Annotated in this window: 16 protein-coding genes; 5 read left to right on the forward strand and 11 right to left on the reverse strand. The window is 63.5% G+C overall.

Going from position 1 to position 15,656, the window contains the following annotated elements; translation table 11 throughout:
- The first annotated feature begins 47 nt into the window (after positions 1-47).
- Positions 48-440 (forward strand): Co2+/Mg2+ efflux protein ApaG, encoded by a 393-nt coding sequence (apaG, locus tag FJ972_RS27445; RefSeq protein WP_140496634.1) that lies wholly within the window; start codon positions 48-50, stop codon positions 438-440.
- 136 nt (positions 441-576) lie between these two features.
- Here apaG and FJ972_RS27450 read toward each other — a convergent pair whose 3' ends face one another.
- The 3 genes from FJ972_RS27450 to FJ972_RS27460 form a co-directional block, all read right to left on the reverse strand.
- On the reverse strand, positions 577-1,608 hold the full coding sequence (locus FJ972_RS27450; protein WP_140496636.1) for an Hsp33 family molecular chaperone: 1,032 nt from the start codon (positions 1,606-1,608) through the stop codon (positions 577-579).
- A 123-nt stretch (positions 1,609-1,731) separates the two neighbouring features.
- Entirely contained in the window at positions 1,732-2,643 is a 912-nt protein-coding gene (argF, locus tag FJ972_RS27455; RefSeq protein ID WP_140523961.1) for an ornithine carbamoyltransferase, read from the reverse strand.
- Between the two features lie 15 nt (positions 2,644-2,658).
- Complete coding sequence (locus FJ972_RS27460; RefSeq protein ID WP_140523959.1) at positions 2,659-3,858, reverse strand: aspartate aminotransferase family protein; 1,200 nt, start codon at positions 3,856-3,858, stop codon at positions 2,659-2,661.
- A 355-nt stretch (positions 3,859-4,213) separates the two neighbouring features.
- Here FJ972_RS27460 and FJ972_RS27465 point away from each other — a divergent pair, with 355 nt between their 5' ends.
- Positions 4,214-4,732, forward strand: a complete 519-nt coding sequence (locus FJ972_RS27465) for a GcrA family cell cycle regulator (RefSeq protein WP_140496642.1) — start codon at positions 4,214-4,216, stop codon at positions 4,730-4,732.
- Between the two features lie 111 nt (positions 4,733-4,843).
- On the opposite strand, the gene FJ972_RS27470 is transcribed toward FJ972_RS27465, so the two are convergent.
- The 3 genes from FJ972_RS27470 to FJ972_RS27480 all read right to left on the reverse strand — a co-directional run bounded on the left by FJ972_RS27470 (position 4,844) and on the right by FJ972_RS27480 (position 8,051).
- Positions 4,844-5,851 carry a magnesium and cobalt transport protein CorA gene (locus tag FJ972_RS27470; RefSeq protein WP_140496643.1) on the reverse strand — a complete coding sequence of 336 codons (1,008 nt, stop codon included), beginning with the start codon at positions 5,849-5,851 and terminating at the stop codon, positions 4,844-4,846.
- Positions 5,852-5,947: 96 nt separating this feature from the next.
- Positions 5,948-6,673 (reverse strand): phosphate signaling complex protein PhoU, encoded by a 726-nt coding sequence (gene phoU / locus FJ972_RS27475; protein ID WP_140496645.1) that lies wholly within the window; start codon positions 6,671-6,673, stop codon positions 5,948-5,950.
- Positions 6,674-6,785: 112 nt separating this feature from the next.
- Positions 6,786-8,051 (reverse strand): ATP-binding protein, encoded by a 1,266-nt coding sequence (locus FJ972_RS27480; RefSeq protein WP_140523956.1) that lies wholly within the window; start codon positions 8,049-8,051, stop codon positions 6,786-6,788.
- Positions 8,052-8,245: 194 nt separating this feature from the next.
- Here FJ972_RS27480 and ppk2 point away from each other — a divergent pair, with 194 nt between their 5' ends.
- Entirely contained in the window at positions 8,246-9,154 is a 909-nt protein-coding gene (gene ppk2, locus FJ972_RS27485; RefSeq protein WP_140523953.1) for a polyphosphate kinase 2, read from the forward strand.
- Between the two features lie 56 nt (positions 9,155-9,210).
- Here the strand turns inward: ppk2 and FJ972_RS27490 are convergent, their stop codons facing one another.
- The 3 genes from FJ972_RS27490 to FJ972_RS27500 all read right to left on the reverse strand — a co-directional run bounded on the left by FJ972_RS27490 (position 9,211) and on the right by FJ972_RS27500 (position 11,459).
- Positions 9,211-9,960, reverse strand: a complete 750-nt coding sequence (locus FJ972_RS27490) for an enoyl-CoA hydratase-related protein (protein ID WP_140496652.1) — start codon at positions 9,958-9,960, stop codon at positions 9,211-9,213.
- 14 nt (positions 9,961-9,974) lie between these two features.
- On the reverse strand, positions 9,975-10,613 hold the full coding sequence (locus FJ972_RS27495) for an acyl-homoserine-lactone synthase (RefSeq protein WP_140496654.1): 639 nt from the start codon (positions 10,611-10,613) through the stop codon (positions 9,975-9,977).
- A 96-nt stretch (positions 10,614-10,709) separates the two neighbouring features.
- A complete protein-coding gene (locus FJ972_RS27500) occupies positions 10,710-11,459 on the reverse strand; it encodes a helix-turn-helix transcriptional regulator (RefSeq protein ID WP_226880459.1) in 750 nt (249 codons plus the stop codon).
- Between the two features lie 236 nt (positions 11,460-11,695).
- Here FJ972_RS27500 and FJ972_RS27505 point away from each other — a divergent pair, with 236 nt between their 5' ends.
- On the forward strand, positions 11,696-12,547 hold the full coding sequence (locus FJ972_RS27505; RefSeq protein WP_140523950.1) for a transporter substrate-binding domain-containing protein: 852 nt from the start codon (positions 11,696-11,698) through the stop codon (positions 12,545-12,547).
- 69 nt (positions 12,548-12,616) lie between these two features.
- Here FJ972_RS27505 and FJ972_RS27510 read toward each other — a convergent pair whose 3' ends face one another.
- Complete coding sequence (locus FJ972_RS27510) at positions 12,617-13,024, reverse strand: tellurite resistance TerB family protein (protein WP_140496659.1); 408 nt, start codon at positions 13,022-13,024, stop codon at positions 12,617-12,619.
- A gap of 159 nt (positions 13,025-13,183) precedes the next feature.
- On the opposite strand from FJ972_RS27510, the gene FJ972_RS27515 reads away from it, so the two are divergent.
- The gene (locus FJ972_RS27515) at positions 13,184-14,830 is read left to right on the forward strand and encodes a lysine--tRNA ligase (protein WP_140523947.1); all 1,647 of its coding nucleotides are present in this window, start codon (positions 13,184-13,186) and stop codon (positions 14,828-14,830) included.
- Here FJ972_RS27515 and FJ972_RS27520 read toward each other — a convergent pair.
- Positions 14,796-15,647, reverse strand: coding sequence for a thermonuclease family protein (locus tag FJ972_RS27520; RefSeq protein ID WP_348640298.1), 852 nt, complete (start codon positions 15,645-15,647; stop codon positions 14,796-14,798). The genes FJ972_RS27515 and FJ972_RS27520 overlap by 35 nt on opposite strands.
- Positions 15,648-15,656: the final 9 nt, after the last annotated feature.

Here is a 15,656-nt window from a genome sequence, read left to right on the forward strand (position 1 = left end):
GCAAAGAGCGCCGAATGTTCCACACCGGATTTGTTTTGGAGCCGCTCATGTACCGCGCCGTCACGCGCAACATCGAAGTGCAGGTCAGGCCGTTCTATCTCGAGGACCGCTCGGATCCTTCGGAAAACCGCTATGTCTGGGGCTACCAGATAACGATCGACAACCAGTCCGACGAATTCGTGCAGCTGTTGTCGCGCTATTGGCACATAACCGACGGCGCCGGCCGGGTCGAGGAAGTGCGAGGTGCCGGCGTGGTCGGCGATCAGCCCGAACTCAATCCCGGCGACAGCTATCAATACACGTCGGGCTGTCCGCTCTCGACCCCGTCGGGGATCATGGTCGGTCACTACACCATGCGCAACGAGCGGGGCGAGACATTCGACATCGCCATCCCCGCCTTCTCACTCGACCTGCCGGGGACAAGGCGGACGGTGAATTAGACGAGGCGAAATCGGCGACAGCGGGTTTCTCCCCGTCACTATACGGCGAGAAATGTCCGGCAGGAATGAGGGGCAGCGCCGCCCCTCATCCGCTCTTGGGCCCCTTCTCCCCGTAGAACGGGGAGAAACAAGAACCCTACTGAGTCGTAAATTCCGCCGGGTCGAAGTCATATTGCGTCGAACAGAACTCGCAAGCGACGTGGATGCCGCCGTCCTCGGTGCTGTCCTTGATCTCCTGCGCGGAGAAGCCCTCGAGGATGCCGCGGATCTTGTCGCGGGAGCATGAGCACTGATCGGCGACGGGAACGCCGCCGAAGACGCGCACGCCATGCTCGTGGAACAGACGATAGAGCAGCCGCTCTGCGCCGATGGTCGGATCGATCAGTTCGGTCGGCTCGATGGTGCCGAGCAGCGCCAGCAATTCCTGCCAGGAATTGTCTGTGGGATCGTGGATCTCCTCGCGCGGATCGCCATCCCCGCCGGGCAGGTCAGGAACGCGCATGCGCTCGGAGGCCTGCGGCAGGAACTGCGCCAGGATGCCGCCCGCCCGCCACTGCTCGCGCGCGCCGCCGGGGCCGGGCGTCAAAAGCTTGGCGACGGAAAGCCGGAGATCGGTCGGGATCTGCTCCGACTGGCGGAAATAGGTGCGCGCGGCCTCTTCCAGGGTCTCGCCGTCGAGCTGGACGATGCCCTGGTAGCGCTGCGTGTGAGCACCTTGGTCGATGGTCAGCGCCAGCACACCGTTGCCGAGCAGCGTTTGCTGCGAGGTCTCGCCGGCCGCAATCAGCGCCTCCAGCCGGTCGACATCGAAGCGCGCATAGGCACGCAGCGCCGAGGGCGTGGAAAAATCCGCGACCAGCATGTCGACAGGCCCGTCGGTGCGGGTCTGCAGGATGAACTTGCCCTCGAACTTGAGCGAGGTGCCTAGCAGCACCGTCAGCACACAGGCTTCCGCCAGCAACCGGGCGACCGGCTCGGGATAATCATGGCGGCCAAGGATCGCATCGAGCATCGGCCCGAGCTGAACGGTGCGGCCGCGCACATCGAGCGGGCCGACCTCGAAGGGCACGACGTGATCATCGCCGGCGTAACCGAATTCGCCGAGTTTGGGGTGATGTTCAGCCACTTGATGGGTTTCCAGCATGACAAAGCTCCAGGGCGCGGCCATGCCGCCCTTTGGGGAGCATGCGTCTAAACGCGCTTGATTTGCGTGATGCCGCGCAGATAGGCATCGCGCCTCCGGAGATCAAGTTCCCCGGCACGTCAAGCGCCAAGACACTTCAAGTCCACTTCAGGCCCCAAGACACCAGGCAAGCACGGCCTTCTGGGCGTGGAGCCGGTTCTCGGCCTCGTCGAAGACCACCGAATGCGGACCGTCGATGACCTCGTCCGTCACTTCCTCGCCGCGATGCGCCGGCAGGCAGTGCATGAACAGCGCGTCGGGCTTTGCCTTGGCCATCAGCTTGGCGTTGACCTGGTAGGGCGAAAACACGTTGTGGCCGCGGGCGCGGTGCTCCTGGCCCATCGACACCCAGCAGTCGGTGACGACGCAGTCGGCCTGGTCGACGGCTTCCTCTGGCGAGCGGGTAAAGGAGAGCTTGCCGCCATGTGCGGTTGACCAGTCGACATGCTTCTGCGCCGGCTCGCTGCCTTCGGGCACCGCCACGTTGAGGCTGAAGCGGAACCGCGCCGAGGCTTCCAGCAGCGAATGCAGCACGTTGTTGCCGTCGCCAGTCCAGGCGATGGTCTTGCCGGCGACCGGACCGCGATGCTCCTCGAAGGTCATGATGTCGGCCATCAGCTGGCAAGGATGGGTATCGTCGGTGAGCCCGTTGATCACCGGGATGGTCGCATTCTCGGTCAGCTCCAGCAGCCGCTCATGCGAGGTGGTGCGGATCATGATGGCGTCGACATAGCGCGACAGAACCTTGGCTGTGTCGGCGATGGTCTCGGAGCGGCCGAGCTGCATCTCGGTGCCGGTCAGCATGATGGTCTCGCCGCCAAGCTGACGCATGCCGACATCGAAGGAGACGCGCGTGCGCGTCGACGGCTTGTCGAAGATCATCGCCAGCACCTTGCCTTCGAGAGGTTTCGAGCGCTCGCCCGCCTTGAGGCGCGCCTTGCGCTCCACTGCGTCGGTCAGCATGGAGCGCAGGTCGCCTTCGGAAACGGCGGAGAGGTCGGTGAAATGACGAAGTGACATCAGGAGCTTTCGAATTTACTTCGCGGCTTCAGCGGCGATGGCCTCGGACAGGGCCTTGGCGCCGGCGCGAATGCGCTCGAGCGCTTCATGGATCTCGCTGTCCGTGACGGTGAGCGGCGGCAGCAGGCGAATGACGTTGTCGCCGGCCGGAACCGCGAGCAGATGCTGGTCGCGCAGCGCCATGTTCACCTTGCCGTTGGGCATGGCGCATTTGAGGCCCAGCATCAGCCCCGTGCCCCTGATATCCTCGATGACCTCGGGGAATTCGTCGGCCACCCCTGCCAGCCCTTGCTTCAACAACAGCGCCTTGCGCTGCACATCCGCCAGGAAGCCCTCCTCCAGCACCACGTCGAGCACGGCATTGCCGACCGCCATGGCCAGCGGGTTGCCGCCGAACGTAGTGCCGTGGACGCCCGCGGTCATGCCGACAGCCGCCTCGTCGGTGGCAAGGCAGGCGCCCATCGGGAAGCCACCGCCAATGCCTTTGGCGATGGCCATGATGTCTGGAGCGACCCCCGACCATTCATGCGCGAACAGCTTGCCGGTGCGGCCGATGCCGCACTGGACCTCATCGTAGATCAACAGCAGGCCGTGCTGGTCGCAGAGCTGCCGCAGCCGCTTCAGCGATTGTGTCGGCACCGGGCGGATACCGCCCTCGCCCTGCACCGGTTCGATCAGGATCGCCGCGGTCTCCGGCGTGATCGCCTTTTCGGCGGCGTCGATATCGTCGAAGCCAACCTGGTCGAAGCCCTCGACCTTGGGGCCGAAGCCTTCGAGATATTTGTACTGGCCGCCGGCCGCGATGGTCGCCAGCGTGCGGCCATGGAAGGCGCCTTCGAAAGTGATGACGCGGAAGCGCTCGGGATGCCCCTTGACGAAATGGTAGCGCCGCGCCGTCTTTATCGCGCATTCCAGCGCCTCGGCGCCAGAATTGGTGAAGAACACCTTGTCTGCGAAGGTGGCGTCGGCCAGCCGCTCGCCGAGCCGGCTCTGCCCCGGGATCTCGTAGAGATTGGAGACGTGCCAGAGTTTGGCAGCCTGCTCGGTGAGCGCCGCGACCAGATGCGGATGGCCGTGGCCCAGCGAATTGACGGCTATGCCGCCGGCAAAGTCGAGATATCGCTCGCCCTTGTCGGTAACCAGCCAAGTGCCTTCCCCGTGATCGAAGGCCAGGGGTGCGCGAGCAAAGGTCTCGAAAAGCGCCGAACCGCTCATTATATGCGTCTCCGGAACCGGAAAATCAAAAAAGCCGCCAAAGCGGCGGCCTTTGCGGCTTATCGGGTTTTTCAGCCATGAAGTCAACGAAAACGTCGCGTAGTGGCGCGCGGCAAGCCTCCCGACGGGACGCCGGCTCATAAGTGAGCTGGCAAGTTGGGGAAAACCGAAAAAACCGATTCGTGTTGCACTTCGGACTCTTGTCACCGAGTCAGCGCATAAGGTAGTTGTAGTCGGGAAATAACTAGATTTCGTGCGGCGGACCTAATCACCAGATATATGTGGTGTCTGCCCCAGCAGTGGTGCTGGGCCGGGAATGGATTCCGATTGCCGTACGCTTAGCAGGAGCGCGGTCATGAATTGGACTGACGAGCGGGTCGAACTCTTGAGAAAACTGTGGTCGGAAGGTCTGAGCGCAAGCCAGATTGCTGCCCAGCTTGGAGGGGTCAGCCGCAATGCCGTCATCGGCAAGGTGCACCGGCTGAAATTGTCGGGCCGCGGGCGCGCCACGGCAGCGCCGGCACGCCAGAAGAAGACGGCGCAAGGGTCGGGCGCGCAGAAATCGGTGTCGCGCCCCGCGAGTGCGACCCGCCACGTCACGACATCGATCGGAGCAACGGCGCTGCAAGCGCAGTTCGATGCCGAGCCGGTGGCCCGCCACTATATCCGGCCGGTCGAGAATGTGGTGGTGCCGATCTCGCGGCATCTCCAGCTCACCGAACTCACCGAGCGCACCTGCAAATGGCCGAACGGCGATCCGCTGTCGGAGGACTTCAATTTCTGCGGCAACGAAGCCGCCGAAACCGGACCCTATTGTAAATACCATGCCCGCGTGGCGTTCCAGCCGGCAGCGGAGCGGCGGCGGAATAGATAAGGGACTAAGGCAGTAGGGCAGTAGGGCAGTATGTTTTGAATTTGCGCTCCCGAGCGTTTAGCCTACTGCCTACTGCCTACTGCCTACTGCCTACTGCCTACTGCCCTACTCTCACAGCCATCCATTCTTGCGAAACCGCCAGTAGAGGAAGCTGCAGATCAGCGCGATCGCCAGCAGCACCATCGGGTAGCCGTATTCCATCTTCAGTTCCGGCATGTCGCTGAAATTCATGCCGTATATGCCCGCGAAGGCTGTCGGCACGGCCAGGATTGCCGCCCATGAGGCGAGCTTTTTGGAGATCGCCGTTTCCTGGCTCTGGCCCACCAGCAGGCTCGCCTCGAAAGCAAAGGCCAGCACTTCGCGCAAGCTGTCGATCTTTTCCTGGACGGTGCGGATATGGTCGGTCACGTCGCGAAACAGCGGGTGCATGGCTGAATGGATCTGCGGCAGGTCGGCGCTGGTCAGCCGGCGGCAGACCTCCACCAGCGGCAGTGCGGCATTGCGCAGCCGCAACAGATCGCGACGCAGCATATAAAGGCGTTCGATATCGGGGCCGGTCATCGGCTTCAGCAGGACCCGGTCCTCGATCGCCTCGACCTCATCCTCGATCTGCTCGAGCACCGGCATGTAGTTGTCGACGATGAAATCGAGAATGGCATAGAGGACGAAATCCTCGCCCTTGGCCAGTGAATGCGGGCAGCTTTCCCAGTGCTGGCGCACCACAGCATAGGATGTCGAAGGGCCGTGCCTGACGCTGACGATGTAGCCGCTGCCCACGAACAGATGCGTCTCGCCGAAGGTGACGCGGCCCTCGATCAGCTGCGCGGTGCGGGCGACGATGAACAGCGCATCACCATATTGCTCGATCTTCGGCCGCTGGTGCGGATGCTCGGCATCCTCGATTGCGAGCTCATGCAGATGAAATTGCGCCTGCACGCGCAGCAGAAGCTCGCGGTCGGGTTCAAGCAGCCCGATCCACACGACGTGTCCCGCTTTCCTGGCCCATGTGCCGGCTTCCTCGATCGGGATGTCGGCGATGCGGCGCCCGGCTGTGTAGACGCTGGAGGCGATGACGGCCGATGTCGGCGGCGCGGGCTTGAAGTCCCGGACATATTCCATCGCAGCCTCCCGAAGCACTGCCTTTGCGGGGAACCAGCAGGCTTGCCTCAGGGATAGTCTAGCGCAATACGACCAAGCGTTCGAGAGAAAGTGCGTTCACTTGATCGGCTGCGTTGCGGAAAGGCCGATCTTGTCCGTCTTGTCGCCCTTCGGCCGGTCGGCAGGCATCTGGTCGCCGGTGACGATATAGTAGATCGTCTCGGCAATGTTGGTGGCATGGTCACCGATGCGTTCGATGTTCTTGGCGCAGAACAGCAGATGCGTGCAGGGCGTGATGTTGCGCGGATCTTCCATCATGTAGGTCAGCAATTCGCGAAACAGCGACGTGTACATGGCGTCGATCTGGTCGTCGCGGTCACGTACGAAGCCGATCCTTTCGACCGAGCGCGAGGCGTAGACGTCGAGCACTTCCTTGAGTTGGGTCAACGCCAGGTCGGCCAGGGCTTCGAGGCCGCGGAACAGGCTGGTCGGCTGGCGCCCGTCGGCAACCGCCACCACACGCTTGGCGACATTCTTGCCGAGATCGCCGACCCGCTCGAGATCGGCCGAGATGCGGATCGCGCCGACGATCTCGCGCAAGTCCGTCGCCATCGGCTGGCGCCGGGCGATGATGATGATTGCCCTGTCGTCGATTTCGCGCTGGCCTTCGTCGAGGACGGCGTCGTCGCGGATCACCTTCTGGGCAAGGCCGGGATCGGCATTGACCAAGGCGGAGATCGCCTGTTCGACCATGCGTTCGGCATGTCCGCCCATGGCGGCGATGCGCTTCGACAGATCTTTCAGCTCCTCGTCATAGGCGCTGACTATGTGCACGGACTGCATGACCGGATGCCTTCCCACGGATGATCTGATTTTGAGTCGTTTCCTCGAATCCCCGCTGATACGCTAACCGGATGACAGAAAAAAGAAATGGCACCTTGGAAACTAGGGCGGCTCAGGCCGCCGGCAAATGAACCGAGAAGGCGGCGCCCTTGCCGACTTCGGACTTGATCGAGAGCCTGGCGTTGTGGCGCGTCAGGATATGCTTGACGATCGACAGGCCAAGGCCTGTGCCCTTCTGGGTTCGACTGCTCTCGACGTCGACGCGATAGAAGCGCTCCGTGATGCGCGGAATGTGCTCCTCGGGAATGCCGGGGCCAAAATCCCTGATCGTCACGTCGATGCCCGCTTCGCCCTCGGCGTCGCCGCGCTCGATCGACACCACCACGCGGCCGCCCGACTGCCCATATTTGCAGGCGTTTTCCAGAAGGTTCTCGAAGACCTGGAACAGTTCGTCGCGGTCGCCCGGCACGTCGAGAGGGCCGTCGGCGAAATCCCGCTCGATGACGACGCCGTTTTCCCGCGCCAGCGGGGCCAGCGAATCGATGACGCTGTCGACGGTCTGGCGCAGGTCGACCTCGGTCCCCGGCCGCAGATAGGGCTTCATCTCCAGCCGCGACAGCGACAAAAGGTCATCGATCAGGCGTGCCATGCGGCCGGTCTGGTTCTGCATGATCTGCAGGAACTGCTCGCGCGCCGCCGGGTCATTGCGGGCCGGTCCGCGCAGCGTTTCGATGAAACCCGATATCGAGGCGAGCGGCGTGCGCAATTCGTGGCTGGCATTGGCGATGAAATCTGCGCGCATGCGGTCGATGCGGCGCGCTTCGCTCTGGTCCTTGAACACCATCACGTAGAGATCGGTGCCGTGACCGACCGAGGAGGCGCTGACCCGGTAAGTCCGCTCGACCGGCAGCCTCTCGGTGTAGTCGATGACATCCGACGCGACCTCGCCCGACAGCACGCCGTCCAGAAGAGCCTGCATTTCGGGCGCACGGAATTTCAGCGACAACGATACGCCAGGCGCGATGCCGCCAAACGCGGCGAAGGCGGCGGCGTTGGCATGAACGATCGCCGCGGCATGGTCGAAGATGATCAAGGGGTCGGCGACGGCCGCCGCCAGATATTCGCCGGACAGGCGTTGCAGGCCGATGGCCTCGATCGCCGCGCCGCTTTCGCCGGGCTGGCGCGTGGCTCCAGCCGGTATCATCGCCGCCACCAGCAGCAAAGCCAGCGCCGGCAGCAGCACATAGGCGGAAATGCCCGCAAAGGCATAAACCGCCATGACCGCGACAAGACCGGCGACCAGCAACCATCGGCTGTTCCACAGCCGCGCGGCAAGCGCTTGCGCCATACCCTTCTCGTCTGCGCCCTGGTCCGCCATTCGCGCCTGCGCCCCGCTCCCGGTCCGGCAATTTCGCTGGACCGGCCTGGCGCATGACGCCGAAAAATCAGAATCGATTTTCGGAAAGGATCATGCGCAAAATCCAAAAGTGCAGCGCCCCTTGCGTCTGAAGCGGCGCGCGGCACTGCAATGGCTCAATAGCACGAGTCCGTAAGCTGGAAAGGTTCGTCTCGATGAAAAAAGCCAAGGAAAACACCGCCGCGCCGACCCCGGGGCCGCTGAAGCTCAGGATCAACGGCAAGGAGCGGGAGTTCGACATCGAGAATCCGGCACTGCCGGACTGGATCGAGGAGCGCAAGCTGACCGCGGGCGGCTATCCCTACGACAAGAAGATGAAAAGCGACGAATATGACGAGACGCTCGAGGCATTGCAGATCGAGCTGGTCAAGGCGCAGGCGTGGCTGCAGTCGACAGGCAGGCGGATGATGGCGCTGTTCGAAGGCCGTGACGCGGCCGGCAAGGGCGGCACGATTTTCGTCCTGCGCCAGTACCTCAATCCGCGCACGGCACGCAACGTAGCGCTGACCAAGCCGACGCCGACCGAGCTGGGGCAATGGTACTACCAGCGTTATGCGGACCACTTCCCGACCGCGGGCGAATTCGTCACGTTCGACCGTTCCTGGTACAACCGCGCCGGCGTCGAACCGGTGATGGGCTTCTGCACGCCAGAACAGCACGAGAAGTTTCTCGACGAGACACCGCACTTCGAAAGGATGATCGTCAATGACGGCATCCACTTCTTCAAATTCTGGCTGAACATCGGCCGGGAAACGCAGCTCGAGCGATTTCACGATCGCCGCCACAGTCCGCTGAAGAGCTGGAAGTTTTCGCCGATCGACATTGCCGGCATTACCAAGTGGGACGATTACACCAGGGCGCGCGATACCATGTTCGAGCGCACCCACAAGGAATTCGCTCCCTGGATCATCGTGCGTGCCAACGACAAGCGCCGCGGGCGGCTGGCGGTGATGCGGCGCATCCTCCTGTCGCTGCCTTATGACGGCCGCGACCTCGACATCATCGGCAAGGAAGACAAGAAAATCATCGGCGAAGGGCCGTCATTCCTGGCAAAACAGGACTGACGGCGCCTGCGCCACGCGGCACTGGACCGCGTGGCGCAACGCCTTCGGCGCGACGCTCAGGCCGCCAACCGGGCAATCCGCTGCAGCCGCCGCAGCGTGGTGTCGTCCTGCAGCGCCTGCTGGAACAGCGAGATCTCCTGATCGATGCGTTCGCAAAGTTCCGCGGGGTTCCCCTTGAGCAGGCCCCGCGTCTGCAGCAACGCGGCGACCGGCTTCCTGGCGAGCTGCCTTGCCCGGCCGAGGGTTGCCTCCTCGACGCTGCCTTCGGAGACGATCTCGGCGACCAGGCCGAGCGCCCTGGCGTCGTCGGCGCGCAGCGTGTCGCCGAGGCAGAAAAAGCGAAAGGCGCCGGCATAGCCGAGCTTCTGCGGCGCCAGGATGCTGGTCGCGGCATCCGGCACCAGGCCGAAATCGACGAACGGCACCCGGAACGTGCTTTCGGCGGACGCGATCACCATGTCGCAATGGAACAGGATGGTGCAGCCGACGCCGACCGCATCGCCGTCGACACAGGCCAGTATGGGTTTGGGGAACGTCGCCAGCGTGCGGAACATGTCGGTGACGGCGGCGATCAGCTTCTGGTGCTTGGTAGCGTCGAGGAATTCGGAAAAATCGCCGCCGAGGCAGAAGCAGCCCGCCAGGCCGCGCAGCACGACGACACGAACGTCGTCATTATCGGCGGCTTCGTGGAACGTCCTTGCCAGGCTTTCATAGGCCCTTCTGTCGAGCACCGGCCGGCCGTCGGTCGACGATACGGTGACGATCAGCGTGTGGTTGCGCAGTTCGGGTTGCGGGTGCGCGTTCATGGCCGTTTCCGATCTCATGACGCCCGCCTTTGCCCGAACATATCGGGATATCCCCTGGCCAGAACGGGAGCGTGGTGATTGCGGCGCGAACGCACCACATCCAGCGTGTGCTCATTGAAGGTGAGCAGCGTCGCGACGACCTGCTGGTTGCCATAGGTGCGCTGATAGCCCAGCGGTGTGGCCAGGAAATGCAGCTGGAGCGCGCGCAGAACCCACATCGGCTCGAACTCGATGATCACCTTGTCGACGCCGCGCTTCAGCCCCCACTCGACGAAGCCGGCAATGAGTTCGGTACCGACGGTCGAAACACCTCGGCGGCCGTCGCGAAAGCCGGGAGCGACCGCATAGCGGGTCAGTTCCCAGATGTTCGGACCCGAGGGCGGCGTTCCCACGGAAAGATCGGCCAGCACCTCGGTCAAGAGATGTGGCCGCGTGGTCGGCAACATCCTCTGATAGCCCGCGACCTCGTTGCCTCTGATGACGATCTGATGCACCGCTTCGTCATGATCGAACTGGTCGATCTCGAAGCCATCGGGGCGCCGCAGGTCCTCCCACCCCATTTCCTCGACAAAAATCCTGTAGCGCAGCCGATGCACGGCCTCCCACAGATCGGGATGTTCCATAAGTTCTTTTGTTGTAAGGGAAAAAATCATTTTGCCGTCTCCTGTTCAAGAGGAAGATACGGCCGTGCCCTCGCAAGAAAATTACGCGATCACGTAGGCAGGAATTTCTAGGCCGACCCGGCCGACCTAACTAATATAGCCGCGCCTTATCGCTTCAGCGACTGCCTGTACGCGGTTGACGGCGCCGAGTTTGCTTTTGGCGTTAAGGAGGTGTTTCTCCGACGTGTGTTCCGAGATGCCGAGGATTTGCGAAATCTCCCATTCGGACTTGCCGACGGCGGCCCATTGCAGGCATTCGCGTTCGCGCGGCGTCAGCTCGACATTATCGATGGTCTTGCTGGCCTTCGTGTGAAGCTGCATGGCGCGGCCCACCGCATAGGTCGACACCAGCGACACCAGGCCGAACTCGGCGGCGGACAGTTCCACGGCCTCGCCACCCAGTGACACCATGACGATCTGGCCGTCGAGCGTGATCAGCGGGAAGGCCAGCCCGTCGCGCAGCTTGAACACGACGGCGTCGCCCATCACTTCGCCGCTGCTTCTGTCGATGCTAACGCCCTGGGCCGCTTCCCGCCACTGGAACGGCGCCTGCAACTGTTTCATGTGGCTGACGATCGGGTCGTGATCGACATAGTTGCGCGCCACGTAGCGCTCCAACCATTCGACAGGCCAGTCGCAAAGCAGCACATGCTGCTTTTGCTGGCCGGTCGGCGTGCCCGGTTGCGGTACGGTGCCCGCCATCAGAGCGGTCAGGCCAAAATCCGACGTTATGCCCAACAGCCTCTCGCAAACCGCAGCCGCCGTTCCGGCTTGCTGCAGGTGATCTATGTATTCCAGCGTGCGATCGAACTGACCCATCGCAACATCAAACCCCATGTTGCCTCGTTGAAATCGATGATCCGTGCCTTGTTGGCACTTCGCCACCGACCAGGGATTGCAAAGCGTTGCCTTGTGGTTGTGGTTCTCGACCCTGGTCCCCACCGGGCAGCCACCGCTGTTTGCAAACCTGCTAAAGCATATCCTGAAATCGACGCGTTGAAATCAAAAAGCATTGTGCCTGTACTATTTTCGTACCAGAACCGATGCGAACACAGGTGCGGTGGAAGTTTATCATGGCGTTCCAGCGGAGGTCTCTCGTCCTTGCGTCGATGCTGATCGCGTCGCTGGCGTTGGGTGAGCGCGCGCGCGCGGCCGAGCCGCAGGTGCCGGTGCTGTGGGATGCCAAGGAGCGGCTGCCGAAACCGGATCTCTCCGCACTGCCGCGGCTGCGGTTCCTGACCACAACCGATTTCCCGCCCTTCAACTTCCTGGACGGCGCGGGAAAGCTGTCCGGTTTCCACATCGACCTGGCGCGCGCCATCTGCGCCGAGCTCGGCATCGTCGACAAATGTCAGATCCAGGCATTGCCCTGGGCCGAGCTCGAAGGAGCGCTTGAGAAAGGCGAAGGCGAAGCGATCATTGCCGGCATCGCCGCGACGCCGCAGTCACGCCAGACATACGCCTTCTCGCGCTCCTACCTGCAATTTCCGGCGCGCTTCATCATGCCGAAGGGCGAGGCGCTGACCGAGCCGCTGTTCGCCAAGCTGCGCGGCAAGCGTGTCGGCGTGATATCAGGCTCGGCGCATGAGCGCATGCTGCGCGATTATTTCAACACCGTTCAGGTCGTCACCTTCGACAGGCCGGAAGACCTCTACGCCAACCTCAAGGCCGGCAAGATCGATGCCGCCTTCGGCGATGGCATGCGTTTCGCCTTTTGGCTGGGCGGTTCGGATGCGGCCGGCTGCTGCCGCTTTGCCGGCGGACCCTATCTGGCGCCGGAATATCTGGGTTCGGGCATGGCCATCGCCGCCCGATCCGATGACCCGGCGCTGGCCGCCGCTCTCGACTACGCGCTGCAGGAGATTTCGCTGAAAGGCACGTTCGCCGAGTTCTACCTGCGCTATTTCCCGGTCAGTTTCTTCTGATCCGGTCCCGGTCAGTTTCTTCTGATCCGGTCCCGATCAGTTTCTTCCGGTCGGGTTGAGTGTCGCCGCTCAGGTCAGCGTGCGCAAGCGCGCCTTGGCCGCGCGGGCGATCGCCGCGACGGTCAGCGTGTCGAGATCGAGCTTGAGGCGAATGAGTTGGAGCACCCGCACCTCCTCCATCCGCATTTCGAGATCGACGGCCGCGACCTCGAAAGCGGCCGCATAGGCGGTGTCGCGCAGGCGCTCCGGCAGGGCCTCGGCCACGCTTGCCAGGACACCCTCCAGCCCGCCCTTTTCATGCAGCTTCTTCTGGCAGGCCTGGGCGACGCCAACCAGGCGGTCGTGGTCGAAATCCTCGAATACCGGCCATGAGCGGACGACCTCGCCGATCCGCGCCAGCTCGACATCCGTCATGTCGCGGTCGGAGGCGGAGGTGATGACCATCAGGTAGATCAGCGCTTCATGCGGGGTCGGCATTCAACAACTCCTCGATACGGGCTGCGAAGGTAGGAACGCGTTCCCTGCGCTGCAAGGAAAAAGCGCCGCGCTCGTTGACGCTCCGGTCAGGCGCGCATAGAGACCGGTTGAAAATCCTCACTTGCGGCTTTGCCGGCGTCTAATTTGGAAAACAGTGACATGGCGGGATCAAACATCATCGATCTCAATCCCGAAGTGCTGACGGCGGCGGCCGAAAGCAAGGCGTGGCCGTTCGAGGAAGCCCGCAAGATCATCGAGCGCTACAAGGGCCGCGAACTCCCGCAAACGGTGCTGTTCGAAACCGGATATGGCCCGTCCGGCCTGCCGCATATCGGCACGTTCGGCGAGGTGGCGCGCACGTCGATGGTGCGGCATGCCTTCCGCGTCATCACGCAGGACAAGGTCGCCACCAAGCTGCTGTGCTTTTCCGACGACATGGACGGGATGCGCAAGATACCCGACAGCGTGCCGGATCGCGCGGCGCTGGAGCCGCACCTGCACAAGCCGCTGTCTTCGGTACCCAACCCTTTCGGCGGGGATTATGCGAGTTTCGCCGACCACAACAACGCGATGCTCTGCCGCTTCCTCGACACGTTCGGCTTCGACTACGAGTTCGCCAGCGCGACGCAGTACTACAAGACCGGCCGCTTCGACGCGATGCTGTTGCGCGCGGCCGAACGCTACGACCAGATCATGGCGGTGATGCTGCCGACGCTGGGCGAGGAGCGGCAGGCGACCTACAGTCCGTTCCTGCCGATCTCGCCGAAGAGCGGCCGCGTGCTCTACGTTCCCATGAAGCATGTCGATGCCAGGGCGGGCACCATCACCTTCGACGATGACGGTACCGAGACCACGCTGCCAGTTACCGGCGGCAAGGTTAAGCTTCAGTGGAAGCCCGATTTCGGCATGCGCTGGGCGGCCCTCGGGGTCGATTTCGAGATGTTCGGCAAGGACCATCAGACCAATGCAGTGGTCTACGACCGCATCTGCAACATCCTTGGCGGGCACGCGCCGGAGCATTTCGTCTACGAGCTGTTCCTGGACGAGAACGGCCAGAAGATCTCCAAATCCAAGGGCAATGGGCTGACCATCGACGAATGGCTGACTTACGCGCCGACGGAGAGCCTGGGACTCTATATGTACCAGCGGCCGCGACAGGCCAAGAAGCTCTATTTCGACGTCATCCCGCGGGCCGTGGACGAATATTACACCTTCCTTGCAGCCTATCGGAGGCAGGACTGGAAGGAACGGCTGGGCAACCCGGTCTGGCACATGCACGACGGCAATCCGCCCGCCATCGACATGCCCGTGCCGTTCTCGCTGCTGCTCAACCTGGTCAGCGCCTCCAATGCGCAGAATAAGGACGTGCTGTGGGGCTTCATCTCGCGCCATGTCCGGGGCGTGACGCCGGCGACCCACCCTGAGCTCGACAGGCTGACGGGTTATGCGATCCGCTATTTCGACGATTTCGTGAAGCCGACGAAGACCTTCCGCGCGCCCGACGACGTCGAGCGGGAGGCGCTGGAAGCGTTGGATCAGGCGCTTGGCGCCCTGCCGGCGGGCTCGGACGGCGAGGCGATCCAGAACGCCGCGCTCAACGTCGCCCGCAAGGTGGAACGCTATCAGGATCATTCCAAGAAGAGCCCCGAAGGTGGTCCGGGCGTTTCGGGCGCCTTCTTCCAGATGATCTACCAGGTGCTGATCGGGCAGGAGCGCGGACCGCGCTTCGGCTCGTTCGCGGCACTCTACGGCATCGCCGAGACGCGCGGGCTCATTCAGAAGGCGTTGGCTGGTCAGCTGGCTTGAGAATGCCGCCGACCTCTTCCAAGATCGAGCCCGGCGCTTGCGGCGCCGGGGCGCGCGCGGCCGGCATCGAAGGCACGCCTGAAAGGCTTGGCGCCGATCCGAAAATGCCTTTCCTTTCGCTGCGCGCTTTTTCCCCGACTTCGACGTAAGGGCCGCCTTTGGCGGCGCGCGCCCAGCCGTTCTCGACCAGCCATCGGCCGACATCCTGCTTGCCGATCCGGCAGTCGGCGGCGATCAGGTCGCGGCCGCCTTCCGGCGGCACGGCGCAGACCACCGCCCGGCCGCGCAGGAAGGCGCGGAACGCCGTGCGCGCGCGGACGCCGCAGGGCCAGGATTTACCGTCCGAGGTGCAGGTCTCGTCCTGCCCGACAATGTCGACGCCGGAAACCGCGACAGAATAGCCCTTCGCCTCGATCAGTCCGGCGGCGGGCGCGACCGGCTGGAACAGCTTCGTCCCTTTCCAGTCGTCCGGCATTTTCGGCTTGGGCGGCATGGCCAGCGCCAGCTTGCTCAACGGCGCGCGCGGCTCCACCCGCTCCAGCTCCTTGCTGGGAAGCTCCGGCGGCGCCACGACTTGGGGATCGATCGCACGCGAGTGCGGGCTAGCGGCGGGGGGCGGCGGAGCGGCAATGGCCGATGTGGCCGGCTCCTCCGGCACGCCGTCGGTGCCTGGCTGAGAGACCGTATCGGCGCTCGGATCGATCTGTTCCACCGCGACGGCAGCTTCGCCGCTCTTCAGCGCGCGGCCGCCGGCGACTACCAGCGCGGCCATTCCAGGGACCATCAGAACCGCAAGGACAAGATGAGGAAGCCGCACCAGCCCGCA

This window comes from Mesorhizobium sp. B2-1-1 (genome assembly GCF_006442975.2).
Lineage (GTDB): Bacteria > Pseudomonadota > Alphaproteobacteria > Rhizobiales > Rhizobiaceae > Mesorhizobium.